24 protein-coding genes are annotated in these 25,397 nt (G+C 61.1%); 9 read left to right on the forward strand and 15 right to left on the reverse strand.

What is annotated here, in order from left to right:
- Positions 1–654 precede the first annotated feature (654 nt).
- Together HZ994_02775 and HZ994_02780 are read left to right on the forward strand one after the other, a co-directional pair.
- Entirely contained in the window at positions 655–3,219 is a 2,565-nt protein-coding gene (locus tag HZ994_02775) for a tetratricopeptide repeat protein (GenBank protein QTN31294.1), read from the forward strand.
- 505 nt (positions 3,220–3,724) lie between these two features.
- Entirely contained in the window at positions 3,725–4,705 is a 981-nt protein-coding gene (locus HZ994_02780) for an aldo/keto reductase (protein ID QTN31295.1), read from the forward strand.
- Between the two features lie 65 nt (positions 4,706–4,770).
- Here the strand turns inward: HZ994_02780 and HZ994_02785 are convergent, their stop codons facing one another.
- Together HZ994_02785 and HZ994_02790 are read right to left on the reverse strand one after the other, a co-directional pair.
- Positions 4,771–5,043, reverse strand: a complete 273-nt coding sequence (locus tag HZ994_02785) for an EF-hand domain-containing protein (protein ID QTN31296.1) — start codon at positions 5,041–5,043, stop codon at positions 4,771–4,773.
- A 128-nt stretch (positions 5,044–5,171) separates the two neighbouring features.
- A complete protein-coding gene (locus tag HZ994_02790; protein ID QTN31297.1) occupies positions 5,172–5,648 on the reverse strand; it encodes an EF-hand domain-containing protein in 477 nt (158 codons plus the stop codon).
- Positions 5,649–5,800: 152 nt separating this feature from the next.
- On the opposite strand from HZ994_02790, the gene HZ994_02795 reads away from it, so the two are divergent.
- Entirely contained in the window at positions 5,801–6,697 is an 897-nt protein-coding gene (locus HZ994_02795) for a CDP-archaeol synthase (protein ID QTN31298.1), read from the forward strand.
- Positions 6,694–7,863, forward strand: coding sequence for a 1-deoxy-D-xylulose-5-phosphate reductoisomerase (locus HZ994_02800; GenBank protein QTN31299.1), 1,170 nt, complete (start codon positions 6,694–6,696; stop codon positions 7,861–7,863). The genes HZ994_02795 and HZ994_02800 overlap by 4 nt, the downstream gene beginning before the upstream one ends.
- A 7-nt stretch (positions 7,864–7,870) precedes the next feature.
- Here the strand turns inward: HZ994_02800 and HZ994_02805 are convergent, their stop codons facing one another.
- From HZ994_02805 to HZ994_02815, 3 genes are read right to left on the reverse strand one after another with little or no spacing between them, the layout of a single operon-like run.
- On the reverse strand, positions 7,871–8,731 hold the full coding sequence (locus HZ994_02805; GenBank protein QTN31300.1) for a hypothetical protein: 861 nt from the start codon (positions 8,729–8,731) through the stop codon (positions 7,871–7,873).
- A gap of 53 nt (positions 8,732–8,784) precedes the next feature.
- Complete coding sequence (locus HZ994_02810; GenBank protein QTN31301.1) at positions 8,785–9,414, reverse strand: VTT domain-containing protein; 630 nt, start codon at positions 9,412–9,414, stop codon at positions 8,785–8,787.
- Positions 9,415–9,421: 7 nt separating this feature from the next.
- Complete coding sequence (locus HZ994_02815; protein ID QTN31302.1) at positions 9,422–11,422, reverse strand: ATP-dependent DNA helicase; 2,001 nt, start codon at positions 11,420–11,422, stop codon at positions 9,422–9,424.
- A gap of 119 nt (positions 11,423–11,541) precedes the next feature.
- On the opposite strand from HZ994_02815, the gene HZ994_02820 reads away from it, so the two are divergent.
- Positions 11,542–11,982 (forward strand): DUF5069 domain-containing protein, encoded by a 441-nt coding sequence (locus tag HZ994_02820; GenBank protein QTN31303.1) that lies wholly within the window; start codon positions 11,542–11,544, stop codon positions 11,980–11,982.
- A gap of 2 nt (positions 11,983–11,984) precedes the next feature.
- Here the strand turns inward: HZ994_02820 and HZ994_02825 are convergent, their stop codons facing one another.
- The 5 genes from HZ994_02825 to HZ994_02845 form a co-directional block, all read right to left on the reverse strand.
- A complete protein-coding gene (locus HZ994_02825; protein ID QTN31304.1) occupies positions 11,985–13,058 on the reverse strand; it encodes a VWA domain-containing protein in 1,074 nt (357 codons plus the stop codon).
- 124 nt (positions 13,059–13,182) lie between these two features.
- The gene (gene ybeY, locus HZ994_02830; protein ID QTN31305.1) at positions 13,183–13,647 is read right to left on the reverse strand and encodes an rRNA maturation RNase YbeY; all 465 of its coding nucleotides are present in this window, start codon (positions 13,645–13,647) and stop codon (positions 13,183–13,185) included.
- 8 nt (positions 13,648–13,655) lie between these two features.
- A complete protein-coding gene (locus HZ994_02835; protein QTN31306.1) occupies positions 13,656–15,428 on the reverse strand; it encodes an HDIG domain-containing protein in 1,773 nt (590 codons plus the stop codon).
- Between the two features lie 55 nt (positions 15,429–15,483).
- Positions 15,484–15,666, reverse strand: a complete 183-nt coding sequence (locus tag HZ994_02840) for a transposase (GenBank protein ID QTN31307.1) — start codon at positions 15,664–15,666, stop codon at positions 15,484–15,486.
- 14 nt (positions 15,667–15,680) lie between these two features.
- The gene (locus HZ994_02845; GenBank protein QTN31308.1) at positions 15,681–16,142 is read right to left on the reverse strand and encodes an ISL3 family transposase; all 462 of its coding nucleotides are present in this window, start codon (positions 16,140–16,142) and stop codon (positions 15,681–15,683) included.
- Positions 16,143–16,629: 487 nt separating this feature from the next.
- On the opposite strand from HZ994_02845, the gene HZ994_02850 reads away from it, so the two are divergent.
- Complete coding sequence (locus tag HZ994_02850; GenBank protein ID QTN31309.1) at positions 16,630–18,267, forward strand: peptide chain release factor 3; 1,638 nt, start codon at positions 16,630–16,632, stop codon at positions 18,265–18,267.
- Positions 18,268–18,427: 160 nt separating this feature from the next.
- Here HZ994_02850 and HZ994_02855 read toward each other — a convergent pair whose 3' ends face one another.
- From HZ994_02855 to HZ994_02865, 3 genes are read right to left on the reverse strand one after another with little or no spacing between them, the layout of a single operon-like run.
- The gene (locus tag HZ994_02855) at positions 18,428–18,955 is read right to left on the reverse strand and encodes a hypothetical protein (protein QTN31310.1); all 528 of its coding nucleotides are present in this window, start codon (positions 18,953–18,955) and stop codon (positions 18,428–18,430) included.
- A gap of 22 nt (positions 18,956–18,977) precedes the next feature.
- A complete protein-coding gene (locus tag HZ994_02860; GenBank protein ID QTN31311.1) occupies positions 18,978–20,420 on the reverse strand; it encodes a SpoIIE family protein phosphatase in 1,443 nt (480 codons plus the stop codon).
- A gap of 5 nt (positions 20,421–20,425) precedes the next feature.
- Complete coding sequence (locus HZ994_02865; GenBank protein ID QTN31312.1) at positions 20,426–20,956, reverse strand: STAS domain-containing protein; 531 nt, start codon at positions 20,954–20,956, stop codon at positions 20,426–20,428.
- 101 nt (positions 20,957–21,057) lie between these two features.
- Here HZ994_02865 and HZ994_02870 point away from each other — a divergent pair, with 101 nt between their 5' ends.
- Together HZ994_02870 and HZ994_02875 are read left to right on the forward strand one after the other, a co-directional pair.
- Entirely contained in the window at positions 21,058–21,831 is a 774-nt protein-coding gene (locus HZ994_02870; protein QTN31313.1) for a class I SAM-dependent methyltransferase, read from the forward strand.
- Positions 21,832–21,922: 91 nt separating this feature from the next.
- Positions 21,923–23,086, forward strand: a complete 1,164-nt coding sequence (locus HZ994_02875; GenBank protein QTN31314.1) for a class I SAM-dependent rRNA methyltransferase — start codon at positions 21,923–21,925, stop codon at positions 23,084–23,086.
- A 32-nt stretch (positions 23,087–23,118) separates the two neighbouring features.
- Here the strand turns inward: HZ994_02875 and HZ994_02880 are convergent, their stop codons facing one another.
- Positions 23,119–23,883 (reverse strand): hypothetical protein, encoded by a 765-nt coding sequence (locus HZ994_02880; protein QTN34301.1) that lies wholly within the window; start codon positions 23,881–23,883, stop codon positions 23,119–23,121.
- 209 nt (positions 23,884–24,092) lie between these two features.
- On the opposite strand from HZ994_02880, the gene HZ994_02885 reads away from it, so the two are divergent.
- Positions 24,093–24,836, forward strand: a complete 744-nt coding sequence (locus HZ994_02885) for a hypothetical protein (GenBank protein QTN31315.1) — start codon at positions 24,093–24,095, stop codon at positions 24,834–24,836.
- Between the two features lie 15 nt (positions 24,837–24,851).
- Here the strand turns inward: HZ994_02885 and HZ994_02890 are convergent, their stop codons facing one another.
- Positions 24,852–25,283 carry a hypothetical protein gene (locus HZ994_02890; GenBank protein ID QTN31316.1) on the reverse strand — a complete coding sequence of 144 codons (432 nt, stop codon included), beginning with the start codon at positions 25,281–25,283 and terminating at the stop codon, positions 24,852–24,854.
- Positions 25,284–25,397 lie beyond the last annotated feature (114 nt).

Raw genomic sequence — 25,397 nt, forward strand, 5'->3', positions numbered from 1 at the left:
ACCAAGGCATCCGCCTTCGAAAAGCCTACCTCAAATACGGCTCCGGCCGCGCCTTCGCAGCCAAGAGGCTCTGGTAGGCTACCCACCGTAGCCTTGGCGTAGGAGGTGGCGAAGGAGGGCTTATGCGTCCAAATCACCCGAAAAGCCCCGACCCACCTTGCGGCACCACGTCCATCTCCTCCAAAGCGGAACCCGCCCGGAGTCAGCCAATTCCATCCATTTTCGTAAACGCGGAGAACCAGCGCCTACAGCAAACCCCTCACCCGCTCCGCCACCGCCGCCCACTCCACCTCCGTTTCCTCCTGTTCAGAAATCAGCAACCCGTCCGGCATAGACTTCCCGGCCTTCGTAGCTCGAGCGAAGTAGGCGGCGAAGTCGGATCATCCAATCTCCAATCTCCAATCTCCAATCTCCAATCTCACAGCTCACCCTCAACGCCGCAGCCGACATTCCCGAATGTTGCAATGAAGCACCCGACCCCACCGATGGTGGATGTCTTTGGAAGGGGGGCGGAGAAAACGACTCCGTATAGGCAAGACACGCGAACAAACGGTTCCTTGGAACTTTTTGGTGCCGGGATCGAAAATAGGTGTGGCTGGGATGCACCCATCTTCTTCCTTCCATGCAGCCCGCTCCTATTCCATCCTTACCGCAGTGAAAGCAATCTTCACAGCCATTTCCCTGCTTTGCGCAGCTGCATCCGCTGCGCCTTTCGAACCCCTTTTCGATTCTGCGAAAAGGGCGATGCAGGACGGCCTCTGGGATGTGGCCGCCATACGCCTCCGCGAGGCGAGCGCCGCCCCTGACGCCGCTCCGGAAATTCTTCCTTCGGTCCAGCGATTGCTCGGGGAGTGCCTTGTCCGCAGCGGGCGGCCCGATGATGCCCTGGACGTGCTGGGGCAGTCCGCGGTCCGCGACCTGCCCGAAGCCGCCTTCTGGGCCGGACAGGCGCTCGCCGGGAAAGGCCGCTTCGCGGAAGCCGTCGGGATGCTGTTGAAAGTCGCGACGGATCCCGCCAACCCGCTCCGCCCCGAGGCAAGCTTCACCGCAGCCAACCTCCAGCTCTCGCTCGGCCTTCCGGATGCCGCGCTCGCCACGTTGTCACTCCTGCGCGATTCCCCGGACAGGGGCGCGAATGCAGAAGCCCTGTTGCGCCGCATCGCCATCCTCATCGACCAGGGGCGCCCCGGTGAGGCCAGGGAAATCTTCCCGGGTGCCGATGACATTCCTGAGGACCAGATCCGCTTCGCCAGCCTTCTCCAGGGCTACCTGTCGCTTTCCCAGGGCGAGCCAGCCGCGGCGCAGCAGGTTTTTGCATCCCTTCTGGGCGACCCCACCGGCCAGGGGATCGGCCGCTATAATCTCGCGGCCATTGGCATGGCGGACGCCATCGCCGCGCAGGGCAACACCCTGGCCGCCGTGGAATCGCTCTTCAGCTTCATCCAATCCAGGCCGGAAACCGCCCGCCTCGCGCCGATGTTCCAGCGCATCAACTCGTGGCTGCCGGAGGACATCCTCACAACGGATCACCCCGCGCTTGTTAGGCTGGCCGGCTGGCTTCCGAAAACCATCCCGCCCGCTGCCGGCCTGATCAACATCGAAACTGGCACCGCCGAAGCCGCATACCCCTCCGCCGCCGCCCGCCTAACGGATCTGGAGGTCTTCTCAATGTACGCCCGTGCCATGGGCCTGCGGCGTGTGGACACACCCGTGGCCAAGGCGGAATCGCAGCTCCTCTTGCATCGCATCCAGCTTTTTGCGCCGGACCATTTCCTCGCCGCGAGGAGCCTGCTGGCTCTTGCCAAATGGAAAACAGAGGACGGCAGGAGCGATGCGGCGATGGCCATCCATGATGCCCTGCTGGCAAGCGCAAGCCCCCCGCGCACCAAGGGCGAGGCCGCGTTCTCAAGTGCGAGGGAAGCCTACCGGAACGGGGATGCCAAGCGCGCCGCTGAGCTTTTCGCACAAGCGGCGGAGCTGCTCGATGGCAATGACCGCGAGGCGGCCGCCTTCAACATCGCGCTCGCAGGCCTTGCCCTGGACGATTCCGCCCCGCTGACCGTGCAGAACCTCGATCCGGAAGCGAAAAAAAGACTCGCCGCTGACCTCGCGCTGGAACGGGCGCTTTCCGAGGATTCCGCCGAAAAGGCGAAGGTCGCGCTCGATGGGTTCCTAAGGGAAAACCCCGGCCACCCGCGCGCCGCGGAAGCCCGCCTGGCCATCGCGGAGGCCGCCCTTGCATCCGCCCCACCCGATCTGTCGCTCGCCCAGGCACAGCTTGACACCCTGCTCGAATCCGCCGCCGATCCTCCAGGCCCAAAGGATCCCAGGCTGGAGCTTGTGAAGCTGCGGCTTCTCGACATTTCGGAGAGCGGAGAGGAAACCATCGCTCTCGCCACACGCATTGCGGAGGATTTCCCAGGCAGTCCGGCCGCTTCCGAGGCATCCCTGATCCTTGGGAAGTGCCTTTTCAAGAACGGCCGCTACAACGAAGCCCGCCTCACCCTTGAGAAACTCGCCACCTCCGAGCCGGGCACCCAGCGCTCGCAGGCCGCGCTGCTCCTCGCCGCACGCTCTGCCGCCCTCGGAGCAACCGCACAATCCCGGGAGGAAGCGCTGAGTCTTTTCGACCGCACAATGGCCGTTGACGGGCCGCTCAAATCCCTCGCCCTGCTGGAGAAGGCGCGCCTGCTCATCGACCTCAACCGACTGCCCGCCGCCATCGAGTCCCTGCGCTCCGCCTACTCCGCAACCACCCCGGACGACCCATCACGGCTCCCGACCGGGCTGTTGCTCGCGGAGGCCATCTACGGACTTGGCGACAGCGACCCGGAAAGCCTTTCCGAAGCCCTGGGGATCTACGACAGCCTGGTGGATCTCACCAAGGGCAACCTGGCCACCCACTTCCGCCTGCAATACCTCAGGGGGCTGACCCTGGAGAAACTCCCCGATCCCGCAGACCCGACAAAGACCCGCCTCGCCGAGGCGCGCGACGCCTATTTCTCCGTGCTCGACCGCCCTACCGATCCTCCGCCCCCAGAGTGGGAATGGTTCGAACGCAGCGGATTCCGCTTGCTCACCATCCTGGAAAACCAACGGAACTGGAAAGCAGCCATTTCCATTGCGGAAAAACTTTCCTCCTTTGGCGGGCCGCGCGCCGAGGAAGCCGCCACCCGCGCACGTCAGCTACGCCTCAAGCACCTCGTCTGGGATGACTGAAGTCGTTCTTCCTTGGAGCCGAATATGGGAATTCATTCATAACACGACTGTTGCCGGGAGAATCGTGCATCCTTCACGTTGACCGGGAGCGCACCCGGCAGAGCCAACTCCGGTCAACCCAGATTCCGCGGTTCGATGCAGGCTTCTTCACCGCAAAGGATCTCAGAGCCTTGCCTGTTCGACGGGAAGAAGATTCCCCTGACACTTTGATTCACACTATGGGTGGAATGGGAGCACCGCCACCCCTGAAATCTCGCCCAACTGAGTTTCCCAGGCTTCGCTGCTTTGGTCTCTGCCGCGAGATCCCAAGAGCGCGGCCCCGGGATCACCGCCCGCTGATCAAGCGCATGGTGCAATGGGCGGAACCATCGGCCCGCCACCGTCAGGACGTGGCCTCTCCTCAAGCAGGACATGATAGATACGGAGCGTGACCATGTCATGCATGATGCGTGCACCTTCCTCCCTTCTTCCTTGAAAGTTGAATGTTGAAATTTGAGAGTCGCACATGAACTACAACCGCTGCGGCGACTCCGGCATCCTTCTCCCCGAGATCTCCCTCGGCTTCTGGCACAACTTCGGCCACTGCGATGACTTCCAGGAAGCCCGCAAAATCATGCGACGTGCCTTTGATCGCGGAGTCACCCATTTCGATCTCGCGAACAATTACGGCCCGCCTCCCGGCTCCGCCGAGGAAAATGTGGGACGCATCCTTGCAGAGGATTTCGCCTGCCACCGCGACGAGCTTTTCATCTCCACCAAGGCCGGGCACCTGATGTGGGGCGGCCCCTACGGCGAGTGGGGATCACGGAAACACATGCTTGCCTCGCTCGACCAATCGCTGCGCCGCCTGCGCCTGCCGTATGTGGATGTCTTCTACTCCCACCGTCCCGATCCGGACACGCGGCTTGAGGAGACCATGTCCGCGCTCGCCACCGCCGTGAATTCAGGCAAAGCGCTCTACGCCGGCCTTTCGAAATACCCACTGAAGAAACTGAAGAAGGCGGTCAAGCTCCTCAAGCAGATGGGCATACGCTGCCTCGTCTATCAGCCACCCTACTCCATCCTGAACCGATGGCCGGAAAAGGAAGGCATCCTCGATTACCTGTTAGAGGAAAAAATCGGCTGCGTCGTTTTCTCCCCCCTCGCCCAGGGGATGCTGACGCCTAAATATGTGGATGGCATCCCGGAAGGCTCGCGCGCCGCAAGGCCGGAAGGATTTCTCACGGAGGAGCAGGTCACCGCCCAGCAGGAAAAAATCCGCGCCCTTGCCGATCTCGCCGCCGCCCAGGGGATGTCGCTAAACCACATGGCTCTGCGTTTTTCCCTGAACCACAAGGCCGTTACCTCCTCCATCATCGGGGCACGCACTGTCGCCCAACTCGATGATTCCCTCAATGCCATGGCATCTCCTGAGCTGTCAGATTCCATACTGGCCGCCATCGATGGCATCGCCCCCACAGTGAAAAGCAAAAAAGCGGAAGGCTAGGAAACAACACAAAAAACGGGCACCCTATCATGGATGCCCGTATGAGAAATTTCAGTCCTTGCAGATCACTCCGCTGCATCCTTCTTCTTTTTCTTCTCGCCCTTGGGCTTCTGCTCCTTGGCTGGCTTCACCTTGGCTGGCTTGTCCTTGGCTGGCTTGTCCTTTTTCATCTCGGCCTTCTCCTCTTTGCTAAGCTTGCCGTCCTTGTCCTTGTCATACTTCTCAAGCTGCTCCGGGGTCGGCCCCTTGGCCCTTCTTTTCTCTTTTCCCTGTTCCGCGTGGGCGATTCCCATGAAGGCGGCGAGCGCGGCGATAACGACTAGCGATTTGGTTTTCATTTGGTTTCTGTAACGGCAGGCGGTTGTGCCCGCGCTTATTAAAACACCGTCGGCGAAGCCGGGTTGCGGAGAATCCGAAGAAAAAGGCCGCCCGGAATCCGGACGGCCTTTCGCTCAGGTGTTTCGGATCACTCGGTCACGCCGGGAGCCTCGCCGTCGCCTTCCGGGGCGGGCTTGCCCCTGCCGTCACGGGTATGCTGCTGCCTGCCATCGCCGCCGGGACGATGGCCGCCCATGGCCTTGCGCATCTCGGCACGCTCCTCCTCGTTGAGTTGGCCGTCCCCGTCCTTGTCGAATCTCTCGAGCATGCGGGCTTTCATGGCTTCGCGGGCGGCCTTGCGCTCCTCTTCGTTGAGCTTGCCGTCGCCGTCCTTGTCGAACTTTGCGAGCATTTCCGGAGGCAGCTTGCGATCGGGACGATTTGCGAGTGCCGCCCTGGCTGCGGCGCGCTCTTCCTCGCTGAGCTTGCCGTCGCCGTCCTTGTCGAATTTCTTCAGCATCTCAGGTGGCAGCTTGCGCTCGGGGCGCTGCTTGCCTTCCTCGGCGGCTGCGGTTCCGATGAGGCCGATGGAGGCCGCGATCACGATCAATGTGTTGGTTTTCATGGTGTTGTTCTTGGTTTGGTTGCGATGAGTTGCATTCGCTCTCACTGAACGGGAAACACCCTGTCCAAGGGAAAGTTGCGGGATCGCTCCCAAGAAATTTTTCGGGAAAGGTTTGCCACGCCCGCCGCAGCTGTCTTGCATGCTTCCGAGACGTGGAAAACGAAACCCAGAAGCCCGCCCCCAGCAAGTCCGCCGTATTCCTGCGCCGGGGGTTCAGCACGCTTCTGCTGTGGGGGGTCGTGGGGGCGATTTTCGCGAGCATGGCTCCCGCCGCATACCTCGGGCTGATTGCGGCGCTGGTGCTCATTTCCACATTGGAGTATTTCCGGATGTTGCGGGCGGACAAGGTCGAGTGCTTCCCGCGATTCGGCATGGCGGTGGCCGTCGCGTATTGCGGGATCGGCTACTGGCACCTTCTGCAGGGCGGCAGAGACATCCCGCCCGCGCTGGATGCCTGCGCGATTTTCATCACGGTGACGGGAGCCTTCACCCTCCAACTGCGCTACCCGATCAAGGGCATCGAGGCGCTGCTTGCGGTCGCGGCGAACCTGCTCGGCTTCCTCTACATTGCCTACCTGTTCAGCTTCGCGGCGCGGATCTCCTTCGGGCTGCCGGGAGAAGGTGCGGTGCCGGGAGCCTTCGTCCTGCTCTGGCTGCTTGCGGTCACGAAATTCACAGACATGGGCGCCTACATCACCGGTTCGCTCATCGGGAAGCACAAGATGATCCCGCACATCTCACCGGGGAAAACCTGGGAGGGATTCGGCGGGGCCTTGTTATTCTCGCAGCTCGCCGCGTGCGGGCTTTACGCGCTGATGCCATCGCAGCTCACCGCTCTGGGCGGATGGCCGCATGTCATCGCGCTCGGTTTCCTGCTCGCCATACTCGCAGTCATAGGGGATCTCGCGGAAAGTGTCGTCAAGCGTTCGCTGCACGCCAAGGACTCCGGCAAAATGCTGCCAGGCATAGGCGGCGGGCTGGATCTCATCGATAGCATCTGCTTCACCGCGCCCGCCCTCTGGTTCTACCACGCCCACGTCCTCGCATGAGTGCAGGGAAAAAACGCCGCGTTGTGCTGCTCGGTTCAACCGGCTCCATCGGCAAATCCACGCTGAGGGTCGCGGAAAATCTCCCGGAGCTCATCGAGATCGTGGGACTCGCCGCAGGCTCAAACATTGCGGAGCTCGCCGCGCAAGCCACCGCCACAGGCGTGAAAAACGTTGCCATCCACGATGCATCGAAAGCCGGGAAACTCGCCGCACTTCTCCCTGCCGGGGTGAAAATCCATACCGGGGCGGAAGGCTTGGCGGAGATTTCCCAACTCGCGGAAGCGGACATCGTGCTCATCGCCATCGTCGGCACCGCAGGCTTGCAGCCCGCCTTGGCCGCGATCGGAGCAGGCAAGGATCTGGCCGTCGCCTCCAAGGAAATCCTCGTCATGGCCGGTGGGATCATCACCGCCCGCGCTACGGAAAAAGGGGTGCGCATCCTGCCCGTCGATTCAGAACACAATGCCATTTTCCAATGCCTCGAAGGCCACCGCGGCCCCGACCGCGAAATCTCCCGCCTCATCCTGACCGCATCAGGCGGCCCGTTCCGGGAGATGGCTTCGGAAAAGCTCTGGGACGTCACACCGGAGATGGCCATGAAGCACCCCACCTGGGAGATGGGGCCGAAGATCACCATCGATTCGGCCACACTGTTCAACAAGGGCTTGGAAATGATCGAGGCACGCTGGCTGTTCGGCATCGGCATGGATCGAATCGAGGCGGTGATCCACCCGCAGAGCATCGTCCATTCCATGGTCGAGTTCACCGACGGCTCGGTGCTCGCCCAGCTCTCGCGCACCGACATGGGTTTCCCCATCCAGTATGCACTCACCTACCCGGCTCGGATGAAAGGCGCCCTGGAGCCGCTGGACTTCACAAGCCTCTCCAAGCTGGAATTCTACGCCCCCCGCACGGATGACTTCCCAGCGCTGAATCTCGCGCGGACAGCCGGGCTGACAGGCGGCACCCTCCCCGCCGTCCTCAACGCCGCAAACGAGGTGGCCGTGGAACATTTCCGCAACGGGAAAATCCGCTTCCCACAGATCTGGGAATGTGTGGCTCAAACGATGGACTCCCATGCAACCGTGCATAATCCATCTCTCCCGCAGATCCTCTCGGCCGATTTTTCCGCCCGCGAGTCCGCGCTGGAATGGTGCCTGCGATAGGCTTGACTCAGCGTCTTCTGCGAAGAAGGGCTATCATAAGCCCGAAAGAAAACGCGATCGAAGTGCCGAGCTCAGGCACCGGCACCGGTCCGTCCCACGGATTCAGAGAGATCACCGACTGGTTGTTGTTCGGGTTGGTGGGATCGATCCAGAAAATCACCCGATCCGTGGGATCGTAGCCGGGGCCGCCCCAGTTGTCGCTTGCTGCGGAAGCGAACCATCCGTCCGTGATCGCGATGATTTGGTTGGCACGGCCGTCAAGAACGCTGTTTCCCGTATTGTTCCTGACGTAGTAATTTCCCTGCCCTGTCTCCACATCCGGGGCGGCATCGTAGAGAACCTCCCAGATCGCCGTCTGGAGGGCGGCGGCCTCGATATCACCCGCTGCATGGACTTGGTCATAAAATCTATCGATCAGGTAGGCCGCGCGAAGAAGCGCGCCGGGACGGTATTGTGAAACACCCTCATTGATGTAGCGGCTGTTTGCAGTCGCAAAATCGCTACCAACATACGTGTGGGTGACCGATTGGTTCGCAGAGGTCAGGAAAGCCGTTTCCGAATCGATGCAGAAAACTGCGATCCCCCGAACCTGCTGGTAAGTCCCGCCGGTATCCCCCTCGACCAACCCGGGAGCCGATGGCGTAAGTCCTCCCATCAGGCTTGGATCCGTGGGCATGATTACCAGTTGACCGACGTAGCCATTGTAGTTGTTGCCACCTAGGTGATCCGGCACCTGAAGACCATCAACTGCCCCGTCCACATCGGCGGATTGACCGGAGATACTCCAGAACTCCAACTGCGCCGTGACAAACGGAGAACTGAACAGGACGAATATGATCGCTCCGAAGATCTTTCGTATTTGAAGCATGGATGGATATTTTCAAAAAAATATGCCGATGTCCATCATTTATTTTGTATAAATTAATAATCAGACTTTCTAAAGTGATTTGCCGTAATCCAAAGGAAAGCGGGCAGACCCAGGCTGAGAGCCAGTCCCCAGCCCGGATTCTCCCGCCCGACTGTCCCAATCCAAGCAAACAGAAACCCCATCGGCACCGCACCACAGGCGAGAGCCAAACAGAATTTCCCGAAGGGCATTCGCAACAGCCCTGCCATGCAGGCCAGCACCTCGGGAAGGATAGGCAAGGCGCGGCTTACGGCCACCACCAGCGCCCCGTTCCTATCGAAAAGCCTGCGGCCTTTTTCAAAATCCTTCTCGCCGAGCCATTTCCGGGAGAACCCTTCCTTGAAAAAACGCCCCACCCCGTAGCCCAGCATCCCGGCAAGCATGGATCCCGCCGTGGCAAAAAAACCACCCAGCCAGAACCCATACACCGCCCCCAGCGCCGACATCACGACCGTCCCGGGAATGGGCAACAAAAGATCCGCCAGCAGCAACCCTATCCCAGCCAGCCACGCCCAATCTCGCGATTCCTCAAATCTCGCCACCAGCACCTCCCCACTCCACGCCTGTTCCAGCCCGGCTCCGAACAACATCCATCCGAGCAGGAATAACGCGCACAGCAACAACATCAGTCCAATCAGTCTCATCGCTTTATCAGATGATCTCCACCGGCGCATCCGGGAGCGCCTTCATGAACGCGTTTCCATAGCGTTTCGTAAGGATGCGGTTGTCGAGAATGTGAACCCAGCCGATGTCGCGCTTGGTGCGGATCAGGCGCCCCACTCCCTGCCGCATTTTCAAAATGGCCTCCGGCACGGAGTATTCCATGAACGGGTTTCCTCCCGCCGCCTCGATCGCCTCCAGCCGCGACGCGGTGAGCGGATGATCCGGCACGGCGAAGGGCAGCCGCGTGACCACAACGTTGGAAAGCGCTTCGCCCGGCACATCGACACCTGTCCAGAAGCTGTCCGTACCGAAGAGGACGCTGTCGAGATCCTCGCGGAAATTCTCCAGCATCGTGTGGCGCGGCATACCCTCGCCCTGCATGAGCAGCCGCCAGCCCTTGGTCCTGAAAAAATTCCCGCACTTTTCCGCCGCCTCCCGCATCGTGCGGTAGCTGGTGAACAGCACGAAGGCGCGGCCATCGCTGGCGCTCACCGCCTCCATGATCGCCTTGGCCAGGGCATCGGGATACTCCCTCGCGCTCGGCTCGGGCATGGTTTTCCTGATACGGATTTTCATCTGCTTGCGGTAATCGAAGGGGCTTCCTATGCTCAGCGCCCGGGCATTTTCCGCACCCACCCGCTTCCGGAAATAGCCCAGCTCAGGATCGCCCACGCCGAGCGTGGCGCTGGCCATCACGCAGGATTTCTTTCCTGAAAAAAGCAGCGGCCGCAGCCTATCGGCAACATTCACCGGCGCTCCGTGGCAGCTGAACTGAGTCTCTTCGCGCCCGCTCCTCTCCACCCAATAGACGCAGCCCTCGTCCTTCTGGTCGAGGAACTCGCCGACCGCGCCATGCGTCTCGCGCAGCTTGCGCGCGGCATCCATGAGTTCGTTCTTCGATGATTCGCTCTCGGTGTCCTCCGCCAGCTCGGAAATCTCTTCCCACAGTTCCCGCAGCGGAGCGGCGAGGCAGTTCTCCACAAGCTCCGGCCTGCGCACGCGGAATTCCTTGGACCACTCTCCGAACTTCGCCGCATTGCCCACTTCCCCGAAAAATTTCTCCACCGCCACCAACCCGCGCTCAACGGCGAGCATCGGCGCGGCCTTGCGGTGGCTTTTGAGCATCCCTTTTCGCGTCTTCGGATTGTAGAGCCGCTGCAAATCGAAGCGCAGCCCCGCCTGTGAAATTCGCAGCCCCAGCTGCACCGCCGCGACCTGCTCCACCGTGTGCGCCTCGTCGAGGACGGCGAAGTCATTCGGGAAAAGGAAACCGGGCATCTTTTCCTCGCCGGGTTCCGCATCGAGTTCGAGGTTGTTCAGCAGTGCGAAAAACAGGGTGTGGTTGACGACAACAAGCTTTGCGTCCGCAGCGGCCTTCCGCGCCTCCTGGAAAAAACAGTTCCCCCTCGGCCCGCAATGGCGCTGGGTGCAGGAATGCGCCTCGCTGCACACCTGCAGCCAGACTTTCGTCGTGGGCTGGAAGGGCATCCCGCTCAAGGTGCCGTCCTTCGTCCCCTCCGCCCATGTCCGGATGCGGCTCAGCTCCTCGCTTTCCGTTGTGGTGAAAAGATCCGCCGATTGTTCCCAGGCCCGCCGCAGCCTTGCCGGGCAGAGGTAGTTCTGCCTCCCCTTGAGCAAAACCGCAGGCAACTCCTCGCCGAGGATCTTTCGGACGATGGGTATGTCCTTTCTCACCAACTGCTCCTGCAGATTGATCGTGTGGGTGGAGATCACCGCCTTGCGCCCCGTCTCCAGGGCGAATTTCGCCGCAGGAACAAGGTAGGCCAGTGATTTCCCGACACCCGTGCCGGCCTCCGCGACAAGGGAGCTACCCGCGACAAAACTCTCCGCCACCGCCACCGCAAGCAGCTCCTGCTCCCGCCGATACTCAAAGTCCTTGGATCCCGAGAGCGGCCCCTTCGCGGAAAAGATCTCCCGCACCCTCTCCGCGAGATCCGTTCCCCCGCCGCTTTCCGAAACCGATATCATCCGGGCGCATCTTCATCCCGCCACCGCCCGGCATGCAACCCGCATGTTTCCGCGTCAGCGCGCATTTTGTCACAATCCCAGCCTAGCCTTATTCCGCATCCCGCCCATAGTGGCCTGCCATGGACATCCAAGCACCAGACCTTTCACAGACATTCCCCCGCAGCCCCCGCGACACCTCGATCGCAGGCTACGTCGTCGCCGCCCGCGCCCTCGACAAATGCCGTGCCGTGATCGCGCAGACCGCCGGCGAATACCATTCCGGGTGCCCGCTCGATGAGGTGTGGCTCGATTTCGCCGGGATCAAATACAAGGCCTTCCTCAAATTCGTCGCCACCGGCGCGGATGACGCGGCGGTCTCCGATTGGGTCGCGAAAAAGGCGAAGCAGAAGAAGCGTTCCGAGATCATCGCCTGGAACAACAGGATGCGCGACAAGCAGATCAGCAAGATGCCAGCCAAGCTCCAGGAATTCCTGGAAGACTATATCCCCGCCAACATCCCCGCAGGAAAAGTCGTGCGGGTCTGGTTCGATGTCTATGACATCGAGGAGCAGCGCCTCTGAACCTACTTTTTCTTGAGACTCTTCACCTCGCGGACTTTTCCGCCCTTGTCCACGATGGTGAAAGCTCCGCCGGTGCGCTTGGCCAGTTCGAACATGGCCTCCTCGGCCTTGGGTTCCATCATGGCGATGGAGTTGACAACGATCCCCTTGCGCTTCGCCTTGGCCGCGAGATCCCTGGTCAGACCCATCATGTCGCGACCGCTCATCTGGCCGTCTGTCATGAAAAAGACTATCTGTGGCGGAGGCTCCATATCGAAGGCCATCTCAAGGGGGTTGGTCCAGTCCGTGCCCCAGACGAGCTTCGATTCCTTGATGACCTTGAGGGATTCCGCCATCTGGGAGGATGTCATGTCCAGCCACTCGACCGACTGCCTTTTCCCGACCGGTTTCCAATCGTGGGCACCCTTTCCTGTCCACTTGTAGGTGTGCCCGCCTTTGGCTTTCACGGAACCCTGGGGGCCGCTGGCTGTTGCATCGCTGCCTGCGACCCATGCCGGCCCGGAAAAGAAAATCATCTGGAATTTGGTCGAGGCGTTGAGGCCGCTGACGGATTTGGTGAGTTCGTTCCTCATCAGTTTGTCCTTCTCTCCGGCCATGGATCCGGAGTAGTCGATGACATATGCGATGCGCTCGGCGCTCACTTTCTGGTTGAAGAAGGATGCGCCGCCGCCCTTGCCGCTGCCCATACCGTCTCCCCAGCCTCCGCCGAAATCCTCACCATCGCCGAATTCGACCGATTCGGTGGTCACGGCGACATCGGGCACAGGGATGGAGATGTCCGCCGTGGTTGTGGCTGCGATGACCTTGACCATCGAGGAGGAGGGCGATGAAGGCTTGCGCTGGATCGCGCTCTTGATCTTCTCGGGCTCAGGTTCGTCGGCCTTTGTCTCGTTGGCCTTGTAGGTGACGATGGTGGGGGTTTCCTTGATGAGGTTCGGCAGCAGGAAGAAGCCGAGCACCAAGCCGAGGATCACGATCGTAAGGAAGGCGATCACGAGGGAGGAGATGGTCGAATTGCGCCGTTGGGAAGCCAAGCGCGCCTGCGCTTCGGGGCTGAGTTTTGCGTGGATGCTCATGGTCTGGGTTTCACTTTGCGGAATGCTAATGCGCTATGACGGTTTCGCCAAACGGAATTTGGCTGAAACTCGAATACCTAACGCCTGGATTCAATGCTTCCTTTGGTGTTTCTTGCAATTTCCGTCAACCGAGCCTCTCCGCCAGCCCGTCCGACCAGAGTGCGGCGACGATGTTTTCCTGGGCCGCTTCCATCGCCTTGCGTTCCGAATCCTCCACATCCTCGTGGCCTGCCAGATGCAGCAGGCCATGGACAAGGTAGCGAAGGATTTCCCTACCCGGCGGCTCGCCGTATTCCGCAGCTTGCCGGAGGGCCACCTCCGCGCCGATGACGATCTCGCCATGGTGGAAAGTTATCACATCGGTGGCTCCGGGGATTTCCATGAAATCCATGTGAACCCGGGAGCTTGTCTCATCGTCAACCAGGGCGACCTCAAGCGTGGCGAGGTGAGCGAGCGGGCTGCCTTCCTCCGCCGCGGCGGAAAGCGCCATTCCCGCCGCCTTATCCGCGATATCCTCAAGGGCGGTGAGCCATGCGACGGGGATACCGACCGCGTCCTGGTGGTTCCCGATGATGACTTCCAATGGCATGGGAGGGTTCAGTTGCTGCGCTGCACGGCCACGCCGGTGAGCCTGCCCGTGGCGGCGCGCGGATCGCGACTGAGATCCGAAGGGCGCTTGGTGGCTCCTTGCGTCCGATCTTCCGGCTTCTGGTAGTCGATGCGGCTATGGAGCATGCTACGAAGGGTTTTCGCGAAACTCTCCTTCACCAGCGCAAGTTCGCGGAGCGTCAGGGGGCATTCGTCGAGTTGCCCGTCGTTGATCTTTGCGCGGACGAGTTCCTCCACAAGCGCGCGGATCTTCGCCGGAGTAGGCTTGCGCAGGGTGCGGGAAGCGCTCTCGATGGTATCGGCAAGGCAGACGATTCCGCTCTCCCTGCTGCCGGGGCGCGGGCCGGGGTAGCGGAAATTCTTTTCCTCAACCTTGGGCAGGTCCTCGGGATTCTCAAGGCGCCGGTCCACCTTCTCAAGCTCCGCCTTTTTCTGCTCCTGCGCTTTCCGGTAGAAGAAATACACGAGCGAATCGCCATGGTGCTCCTGGATCACATCGATCACGCGTGGATTGAGCTTGTGCTTCACCGCGAGATCGATGCCGTCCTTCACATGGGCGGTGATGATGAGCGCGCTCATTGTCGGCGTCAGGCTGTCGTGCGGGTTCTCCGCTTCATCATGCTGGTTCTCGATGAAATAGCCGGGCTTCTTGAGTTTCCCGACATCATGGAAATAGGCGCAGACGCGGCACATCGGGGCGTTCGCGCCGATGGACTCCGCAGCGGCTTCTGATAGGGCGGCAACCACAAGGCTGTGGTGGAAGGTCCCGGGTGCCTCCAGTTGCATTTGCTTGAGGAGCTTGTGGTTCAGATCGCTGAGTTCCAGCCAGCTGATGTCCGTGGTGAGGTGGAAGCCACCCTCGAACATGGGTAGCAGCCCGCTGATGATCATGGCAGTGGCCACGGCGATACCGATCGAGATCCCGCCCGCAGACCCCAGGATCTGGATGCGGTTCATGGAGCCCGGGCCGAAAACCTCCATCGCATCCAGCTTGCCAAGGATGAGCGCCAGAAGCAGCATGACAAGGCCGACGTAAAGCCCGGATCGCAGGAGTTGGATGCGCCGCCGCACCCTATCCGTGCAGAGCACCGCCGTCATCCCGCCAAGCAGGCTGATGATGAGGTAATTCATCACATCCCCGGCAGGCACCAGCAAGGCGCCGATCAGGCTCACGTAGACTGCGGCAAAAGAGCCCACCGTCCTGCCAAGGAGTATCCCCAGGAGCATGGGGGCAAGCGCACAGGGGATGGATATGAAGCGGTATGTCTCCGGTATGGTGCCCAGGTCCGCCAGCACCATCACCAGCCTTACGATGAGCAGGTGCCCGAAGACGGATCCCAGCACGAGCACGACCCGGCTGTTCTTGCCGCATGCCTGGCGGTGACCGACGTGGAACATGGCCAACGCGGCGAGCGCGATGGAGAAGCCGTAGAGCATTCCCTTGAAGGGCTCCGCAGAAAAGGTGGCTGCAGGCGAGGCTTTTAGCGCGAGAACCGCAGACGCAACCGCAAAGGTTGCATAGAGGGCCAGCCTGACGATGGGACTCTCCTCGATGGCCTGCACGGCTGCATTCTCGCCATGCACACGGCGCTTTCTGCCCAGCGAGAAGCCTTTTTGCGCCAGCCGCCAACGCTTGATGGTGTCAAGGAATCCCAAAATGAAATCTTTTGTTAATCCACCCGGGAATCGCTCCGAATCCCGGTGGCAGGGGGCAGAAACTAGCCACCGCGCCAGCCGATGGCAATCCGCATTTTCCGACATGCCACGCATTTACTGAATTTCCTCAATTACAGAAAATCGGCTCCTCCTTAGATCTTTATGGAACCAGTGATAGCTTGCCGCAGAAGAAGAGGATTCTGGTGCGGCAGTTCTTGAAGTTCCTGAAGCCCCGGGCATTGGCCTTGATGGCTTGGATCTTGGAGTTGATCCCTTCCGGGATGGCGTTGGTGATGTGGCAGTCGAAGTGGGTGAGGATGTTGTCGAGATGCTTCCCGGGCATCCCCGCCACTTCCTTCATCCATCCACTCCCGAGCTGGCAACCTCCTTCTCCCAATACTCCAAGTGGCGCTCCGCATCATCCCTGTCCCGCCGGTTCCAGAAGCGCTTGAAGAGTTCCTTGAGACACCAGGCTTTGGAAACCCCGAGCTCGCATCCGCCTGACATCCTGATCCGGCAGGGGGCTTCATCGCTCAGGTGCTCCATGCCAATCCATGCAAGCTCGCCGGGTTCCCGACGCGCCAGGCCGCGCCCAACCGCACGTTCCATGATGGTCTGGATCTGGTGCCGGTTGATGCCCAGGAGATCTCCCGCGGCTTGCGTGCTGCGGCTGGCTTGGATGACGCGGATGGCGAATGCCTCAAACAACAGCGTGAAGCCGGAGTGCTTGGCCGCCCATGGCAGCGACATGGTTTTCACCACGTGTTGCTCGCATTTGATACGCGGCGATTTGCTGTGGAGATAGGTGCCGGATTGCATCGTGTCCAGATGCCTCCAGCTGCGCTCGGCGAACTGGCCGCAGACCTTGCAGGCCTTTCCGCACTCAGGGCATTGGTCGCTCTCGCCCTCATAACCACCCGGAGCGGATCAATATCAAGGTCAACACCTGTCAACTTTCCAAGGGGATTGCAGCCCGAGCAGTTGGCCGCAGTGATTCGCCGTCAGCACCATGCATGAGCATCCAAGCCATGAGCCCTCCAAGCAAGCGTCTGGCTCGCCTCTCCACAAAATCTTACGAAGAACCGGAAAATCAGCAAACCTACGCGATTGCGGGATAGCGCCCCCCGAAACAGATGGCATGGTGGAGGTGTCAATGCGGGCTTCCGGCCAGAAACCGCATTGGCGTTCCCCCCAAGAGATAGTCGGCGGACGTCATGGACAGCCTCCCGGCGTCCGTCGGCGAATCTTTGGGAATCTGCGGACATTGACCTTTTCACGCCCAGGGGCTATCCCCTCGCCCCCGTCCATGCCGCTTTCCGACTACTCAACCCCATCCCCGGCTCTCCAGAAAGAGGTCTCGCGCCGCCGTTCCTTCGCCATCATCTCCCACCCGGATGCAGGTAAAACGACCCTTACGGAAAAATTCCTCCTCTATGGCGGAGCCCTGAACCTCGCCGGCTCGGTAACCGCGCGGAAAAACCAGCGCTCGACAACCTCCGACTGGATGGAACTGGAAAAACAGCGCGGGATCTCAGTTTCCTCTACCGTCCTCCAGTTCGAATACAAGGACTGCGTGGTCAATATCCTCGACACCCCCGGCCACAAGGACTTCTCCGAGGACACCTACCGCGTCCTCACCGCCGTAGATGCCGCCGTCATGGTCGTGGACGCCGGAAAAGGCATCGAGGCACAAACCCGCAAGCTCTTCGAGGTCTGCCGCCGGCGCGGGGTGCCTATCTTCACCTTCTTCAACAAACTCGACCGCCCGGCCCGCCCGACCCTCGATCTCCTCGATGAGCTCGAATCCGTCCTCGGCATCCACGCCTACCCCGTCAACTGGCCCCTCGGCGACGGACCTCGCTTCAAAGGCGTTTTTGATCGGGAAAACAAGCAGGTCCATCTCTTCGAGCGCACCGTCCACGGCTCATACCGCGCCCCCGTCAACGTCTCGGGCATCGAGGACCAGTCGGTCAAGGACACCGTCGATGAGATCACCTACAACCAGGTTTGCGACGAACTCGAACTCCTCGAAGGAGCCGGGGCCGATTTCAACCTCGCTGAAATTCTCGCCGGAAACCTCACCCCCACCTTCTTCGGCTCCGCCGCGAACAACTTCGGAGTGCAGCTCCTGCTAGACCGTTTCTTGGAACTCTCCCCACCACCTCTCCCGCGAAAAAGCGACACCCAACCGGTTCACCCCGCCTCAAGGGAATTCTCCGCTTTCGTTTTCAAGATCCAGGCGAACATGAACCCGAAGCACCGGGACCGCATCGCCTTCATCCGCATCGTTTCCGGCCGGTTCGAGCGCGACATGAACGTTTTCAACACCCGCACCGGCGACACCGTCCGCCTCGCCAACTCCCAGCGCCTTTTCGCCCGCGAGCGCGAAACGGTCGATGATGCCTTCGCCGGCGATGTCGTCGGCCTCGTCGGCAACTACGACCTCCTCATCGGCGACACGCTGGCCACCTCCCCGGAGGTGAAATTCGACGAGATCCCGCGCTTCCCGCCTGAGTGCTTCTCCTACCTCACCAACAAATCCACCGCGAAATACAAGCGCTTCCAATCCGGGCTCGAGCAGCTACTCAAGGAAGGCGTCGCCTCCGAGTTCACTCCGCTGGAAGACACCGGCATGTCCTCGCGCGTCCTCCTCGGAGCCGTCGGCCCGCTGCAGTTCGAGGTTCTACAGCACCGCCTCGAAGGCGAGTATGCCGCCGAGACGCGCATCGAGCCCGCCGACTGGTCCATCGCGCGCTGGCTTAAGCCGAAGGAAGGCGACCCGAAAGCGCCCGAAGCCCGCCCCGCCCTCTCCCTCGGCACCGTTCTGGCGCGCGATCCCAACGGCTGGCTCACGGCACTTTTCCCGCACGACTGGGCTATGAAAACCTTCACCGAAAAAAACGAGGACTGGATCATCTCCGAGCAGCCGTTCGCGCCGATGTAGGAGCAAGCCCTTTGGAGTGGGGACATCTTGTCTCCGTTATGCGGCTGGAAGGCTCGCCTCACGCGGCGTGGAGCGACAAGCCGAGAAACAACGCCCTAGGTATTTCCCGCGAGGCAAGCCTCACTTGCAAAGGCGTAGGCTAGCCGTCTGCGCTCCCAATTCACACCTCCACCCGATACCGCATCACCTTCGGATCCACCTCCTTGCTCCAGGCATCAATACCGCCTGTGAGGCCGTAGGCATTTTCGATCCCATGCCCCCGGAACCACGCCACCTGATCGAGCACGTATTTCCCGGTATGGTCGTAGAGGGCGATGATTCCTCCGGGTTTCTCCTTGAAAATTTTCTCCTGAAGCTCCGGGTTGAATAGCTCCGCACCAGCGATCTTCACCGCCTCGTGCTCCTCCCGCGTCCGCACATCGACCCAGTGGATTTCCTCCCCGGCATCCATCCGACTCTTCACCACCTCGGGCTCCATCAGCATGGTGAGGTCGTGTTCGTGGCTGGCGAGGAGATGAGCCAGGACTTCAACGGCATCCAGTTCCGCGCGCTTGCATAGTTCCGCAAGGGATTCCCCGTCATCGAACGCACAACTCTGGCAGCCACCGAGGTGATATTTCGCGAAAAGCGCCCGCCGCGCCCCCGGCATCGCCGCCATCAACTCCCCCATCTTCGTTTCCGTATCCATGCTCTTTCTTGAAATTTGGAAGCTAGCGCTTCTCGATCGCCACGATTGTGACATCGTCCATCTGAGGCCTCTCGCCCGAGAAGGAACCGACTTCCTCCTGCACCCTTTTGACAATCGCTTCCGCGCCCATCGTCGCCGCAGCGCGGAACGAGCGGGACAGCCTCTCCAACCCGAATTCCTCGCCGCTCCCGTTGGCGGCTTCCTTCACCCCGTCCGTGTAAAGCAGCACGCAATCGCCGGCCTCCAGCGTGATCGTCTCATCCTTCGTGACCCGCTCGAACACATTCCCGCCATCGATCCCCAGAGCCATCCCCTTCGGCTTGGACACCTCCACGATTCCTGTCGCCTTCCGGAAGATGAGCGCCGGGTCATGGCCCGCCCTTGAGAAGGTCATCGTGCCGTCCGCCGGATCGAGCACTGCGTAGATCAGGCTGATGAACATGTCCTCGCGTATGTCGGGGAAAAGATAGCGGTTCACCGCCGCTAGCACCGCCGAGGGCGATGCGTCCGCAAGCGCCACCGCCCGCAGGAGACTGCGGCACATCGCCATCAGCAGCCCCGCAGGAACGCCTTTGCCTGAGACGTCCGCGATGACCACGCCAAGCTTTCCGCGCGGCAGCTCGATGTAATCGTAATAATCGCCGCTGATGATCTTCGCCGGGAGGTTGGTGCCGTTCACCCGGAAGCCGGCCACCACCGGATCCTCCTGCGGCAGCAGAACCCGCTGCACCTCTCGTGCGTTCCGCATCTCGCCCTCCATTTCCTTTTTCTCGTTCGCATCCCGATGCACCCGCGCATTCCCGATGGCAAACGCGGACTGCTCCGCCACCGACCGGAACACCGCGAAATCGTTGTTGGAAAAACCTTCGGCCCCCTTCCGGTCCGCCACCGCCAGCACCCCGATATCCTTTCCGGCATACCGCAGCGGGGAAACCATCACCGCCACCGCATCCGCGTATCTCGCCCCATCCGCCGATGCGGGATGCCGCCGCAGATCACCCACAAGAGCCGCCTCCGCCGATGTGAAACCCTGCCCGATCAGCCCCTCTCCGACCGCCACCCTCGCCAGCCTGAGATGGCTCTCCAGTGCACGCGGATCGGACTCCGCCCTTTTCGTCACGTCTTCCGGCACCGCCACCAGCGGGGGGCAGTGTTCCGAAACATACGCCGGATTCAGGAAACCCGGCTCGTTGGCCACATGATAGATCGCACCACCTTCCGCTCCCACCACATCAACCACCCCCTCCACAATCATACGGGAGAGCGCACCATCCGTAGGTTCCATCCCGATCGCCAGCCCGAGGTCATGCAGGAAGGTGAACATGCGCTCCTCCTCCCCTTCCATCTCGCGGAATTTCTCGCGGATGCGCTTCGCCCTGCGCCGCTGGTTGCGTAGCGCCATCAGCAGCACGGAACCCACCGCCAGCGATGCGGCTATCGTCCACGCAGTGGGTTCGTCGATCATGCCGTTCAATGCCTGGCCTCCGGCTTACCGCCAAGCTGCTCGCCCAATGTCTCCACCACTCCGGAAAACTTCCGCCTGTTCCCTTCGTTCGCATCGGAGAGAACCTCGTGTGCCTCTAGGATGTGCCGCGTGTGCAATTCCGTACCCGCTTTCATGCCCGCCACCTTCGGCTTGAGCAGATCCCTTGCCTTATCCGCCACATCTTTCCACCCAGCATCCTTGGGATCGATCTCCATCAGGAAATCGAGTCCCAGATCCTCGAGCGAGCTGCGGTTCCGCTCGCCCGGATCCGCCACCTGCAGCACCCCGTCCTTTTCGGAAATCCGGTTCGCCAGCCCCGCCAGCGTCCCCATGAAGGTAGAGTCCATACCCGTGCAGGCCTCGAGGTCAACCACCAGGCACGCCTCCCCCCGGCTGATCCTCGCCTCGCCGAATTCCTTCACAGCCGGGCTGTTCAGGAACGAACCCTTGCCCTCGCAACGAATCCAACTGAAACCTTCGAACTTCCCGACTTTGATTGGACAAACGATTGACACGCAACATGCGCCGTTGCTCCACGGCGATTCTTCTTTTACCCTAAACACAGCCGCCCACCCGGTCAACCTCCAAGCCAAAAACCCGGACAGCCCATCTTCGCATGAAATCGCGCTACCTCATCCTCATCCCCCTCATCCTGCTCGGGCTACTCCTCATCCCCCTCATCCTCGTCCGCAACGAGGTCACGAAAAAACTCCCCCCCTCTCCCACTCTCCCCACCCCGCCCTCTTCTCCGCTCCCGCCCTACACCACCGCCCCACCCTCCCCCGACGGCATCGGGAAAATCTTCATGGGCCGCGAAATCTCCCACGTCATGGGCCACCCCGGCATCGGCTGGCTGGAGCGCACCGACCGGGAAAAGGAGGAAGCCCCCTCCAAGGCCATCGCCATGCTCGATCTCGCACCGGACACCGTCATCGCGGACATCGGCGCGGGCTCCGGCTACTACAGCTACCGCATCGCCCCGCTCATCCCGGAGGGAAAGGTCATCGCCGTCGACATCCAGCCGGAGATGCTCCGCTACCTCAGGTTCGAGTCCGAACGCCTGTCCATCACCAACGTCGAACCCCACCTTGGTGCCATCGACGACATCAAGCTTCCCGCGCACACCCTCGATGCCGCCCTCATGGTCGATGCCTACCACGAGTTCTCCCACCCCGCCGAGATGCTGCAATCCCTCCACAAAGCCCTGAAACCCGGCGGCAAAATTTACCTTCTCGAATACCGCGCCGAAGACCCCGAAGTTCCCATCAAACCCCTCCACAAGATGTCCGAAGCTCAGGCCCGCAAGGAATTCGAAGCCCTGGGCTTCACCTTCCTCGAAAACAAGCCCGGCCTGCCGTGGCAACACCTGCTGATCTTCGGGAAGCCTTAAAATCTAAACTGCAAACCCCAAAAAAGAGCGAGCGGCCCGGCCGTGAATTCTTCTTCCTTGGAGTTTGGAGTTTAGAATTTAGAGTTACGCCATGCCCGGCCTCATCATCGCCCCCCGTGCCCGTATCTTCCACGGCCACGAATGGGTTTACGCAACAGAGATCAAGAAATCCTTCGGAAACCCGCAGCCCGGCGATGTGATCACGCTCAAGGATTTCCGCGACCGCCCGCTCGGCTCCGCGATCTTCAACCCCGCCTCCCAGATCGTCGCCCGCCGCTTCTCCCGCCGCCGCCAGGATCTCGATCTCGACTTCTTCACCCGCCGCATCCGGCAGGCCATCGCCCTGCGTGAAGACCTCCCCGGCATTGACCCCACGCTCGCCCGCCTTGTCTGGTCCGAGTCCGATGGCATCCCAGGCCTGATCGTCGATCGCTACGGCGACCACCTCTGTGTCCAGACCACCACCCTTGCCATGGACATGCGCAAAGAACTCATCCGCGATGCACTCGTGGAATTGCTTTCGCCGGTATCCATCGTCCTGCGCAACGACTCCCCCTCCCGCAAGGCGGAGGGCATGGAGCAATCCATCGAGATCCTTCACGGCGAAAACCCCGGCCCGTTCATGGTTTCCACGAACGGGATCACCTACGAGATCGACCTCATCGACGGCCAGAAGACCGGGCTCTACCTCGACCAGTTCCAGGCGCATGCCGAGGTCGCGAAGCTCTCCAAAGGTCTCCGCGTCCTGGATTGTTTCGCCAACCAGGGCGGCTTCGCGCTCGCCTGTGCGAAAGCCGGTGCGGCGAAAGTCACCGCCGTCGATATCTCCGGCTCTGCCTGCGCCGCCGCGCGCAAAAATGCCGAACTGAACAACCTAGGTATCGAGGTCACCGAGGCGAACGTCTTCGATTTCCTGAAATCCGCGAAACCGGAATACGACCTGATCATCCTCGATCCGCCGAGCTTCACGAAGAACAAGAAGACCCTCATGGACGCCATGCGCGGCTACAAGGAGATCCACCTCCGCGCCCTCAAGCTATTGGAAAAGGACGGCCTGCTCTCCACCTTCTGCTGCTCCCACCACGCCTCCCGCGAGCTCTTCCTCGAAAACCTCGCCGACGCCTCCGTTGATGCCAAGAAATCCCTCCGACTCGTCGCCGAGCATACCCAGCGCCCCGACCACCCCGTCCTCATCACCATCCCGGAAACGTCCTACCTGAAAGGCTTCACCTCGCAGGTGATCGCGACACGCTGACGCCCTGTGCGGCCGGCAGGGAACATTCGGGCTCAGAGTTCGCTCAGCGGTTTTTTGAGATATTGCTCATCGCGCAGCTTCCGGAGATATTCCAGATACCTTTGCTGTGCCTCCAGGCTTTTCCCGTCTCTCGCAGGCGCGGTGCCGGATGACGCGATGCCTACCGGCTGCTGCCCGTATTTTTTCCAGGGACCGTAGGGCACCTGGCCTTCCTCGACAAAACGCCAATGGACTTTCTCGCCGGATTTCACGCCGAGGTAATCGCGGATTGATGGTGAGAGATCGATGCCGGCCGCCTGGTTCTGGCTGGTCTTCGGAGCCTTGTTGCCAAAGACGTAGGCCCAATCGTCCGTGACCCATGGGCCGCAGTCCTCCCATTGGGCGTAGCAACTCCTCTTGTTGACGTAGATCTGTACCCAGCGGCCTTTGAGGACGGTTTTCCCCGGCGCGGGGTTCATCCTGGAAAACCACGGGATGACTTTTGCCGCCTCGGGCTTGTGGCTGTTCCAGCCAAGGACGTCGTTGTAGGGAAGGGCTACGTAAAATGGGTTGAGCTTAGGGATGAAATCCTTGGGCCGGAACTCGCCTGTGGCGTGGTTGGCGATGCGCTTTTCCGGATCCGGGTTGTCGTATCCCCCGAAGTTTTCCGCCCACCGGGTATCCCATGAGGATTTGCAATTCGGGGTCGGGTTGCGCGCGGTAGGCTGCTCGCCGCACCAGAAAATCGTGGCCGTGATGTAGGTTTTCCAGGGATAGAGCGCCCTCGAGGAAGGGGTGACAGGCCTCGGTGGTGAGATAGGGCGGCTGCCTGTGGGGATGACGACCCGTGGCGCCCCTTCCTGGATACCCTGCCCGGCCAGCGGTGCCTGGGATACCAGGAGCGCTGCGGCGAAGGGCAATTTGTTTCCAAGGAAATTCTGTAGCATCCGTTAAGTAATGGCTTCTTGCTGGCAATTTTCTACCCTAAAAAACTCCTGCGGACAAGCCAAAGCCCATGCCATACCCCATGAAACGCATCATCCCCACGCATCTTCTCCTCGCAGCCTCCCTATTGGCCGCCGAGACGAGGACATGGACGAACCCTGATGGGACAAAATCCTTTGAGGCGGAATTCGTCTCCAGGGGCAAGGATACGGTGAGCCTCTTGCGCAGCGATGGCAGGAAACTGGAGATCAAGCTGACCCTCCTTCACCACGAAGACCAGCGCTGGGTGAATGCCAACCACCCGGCGGATGGCGGCGACCCGGTGCCGGATCCGGACGCCGTCTTTGACACGCTGAAATTCGGCGACAGCCGGGACAGCGTCACGGAAAAGCTCAAGGCGAGCAAGATGGTGGAGACGGCGGTGGCGGGGACTTTTTTCGGGCGTACCGGGCTGAACGGGATTTTCCGCACCAGGCACGAGATCGGCGGGCTTTTCTGCTACCTATTTTTCGATTGGGACGAGGGCGGCGGGCTGAAGGAAATCACCCTCCAGACCGAGGGCAAGCCTGCCGCGCAATACGACTCCACGCTGAAGCCATGCTGGGCGCAGCTTGTCGAGCTCATCGGCCCCATCCATGGCAAGGCCTTGCAGGACGCAGGTTTCCCGGCTTCGACAAAACTTGCGGAAGGGCAGATGCTCGCCAGCCACCTCTGGAACATCGAGAGCGGCGGCTCCGTGATGCTGGGCACTTCCCGCGTGGGCGATGAATACCAGGTTTCCGTCCGTTTCACCCGCGAAAAAATCCCCGTGAACCGGACACCGTGAGGAGCCAGCGCGACATTACCACAAGGTTTTGGGAGCCACCCACTCGCGGGTTTCGCGGATCTTTTCCAAGCGCTCCACCTCAAGCCGGTAACGCCTGAGCCGGATTTCATCATCATCCATTTCGGCCGACCATCGCCACATCTGCCGGGTTTGGGCGATCCGCCCATCCAGGCCATCGGCCCAGGCGGCTTCCTCTGCCCGGTATGCGGCGATGCTCCAGCCGAGGGGGATCGCAATGAACAGGGTCACGGCAAGGCGCATCCGCCATTTTCCGGCCACATTGCGGGTGGACATCCAGCCGAAGAATGCCGCCAACGCCGATCCGAGGGTTGAGTAGAATACGAAATTGCCTGCGGTCGAAAACGGGAAACAACCGGGCGTCCTAAGGTAAAACATGAAATCCGGCGCATACCACAATCCCCCGCTGAGGGTGTGCAAAGCGGGCATGTTGTACAGAAAACCAATCACAAACTGGAACCAGAAGCCTGCGTAAAGGGTGCCACAGATCAGCATGACCCGCATCCAGGCCTCCCAGCGGCGCGCTTCCCCAGCTCGCAGATC

Source organism: Akkermansiaceae bacterium, from assembly GCA_017798145.1.
GTDB lineage: Bacteria > Verrucomicrobiota > Verrucomicrobiia > Verrucomicrobiales > Akkermansiaceae > Luteolibacter.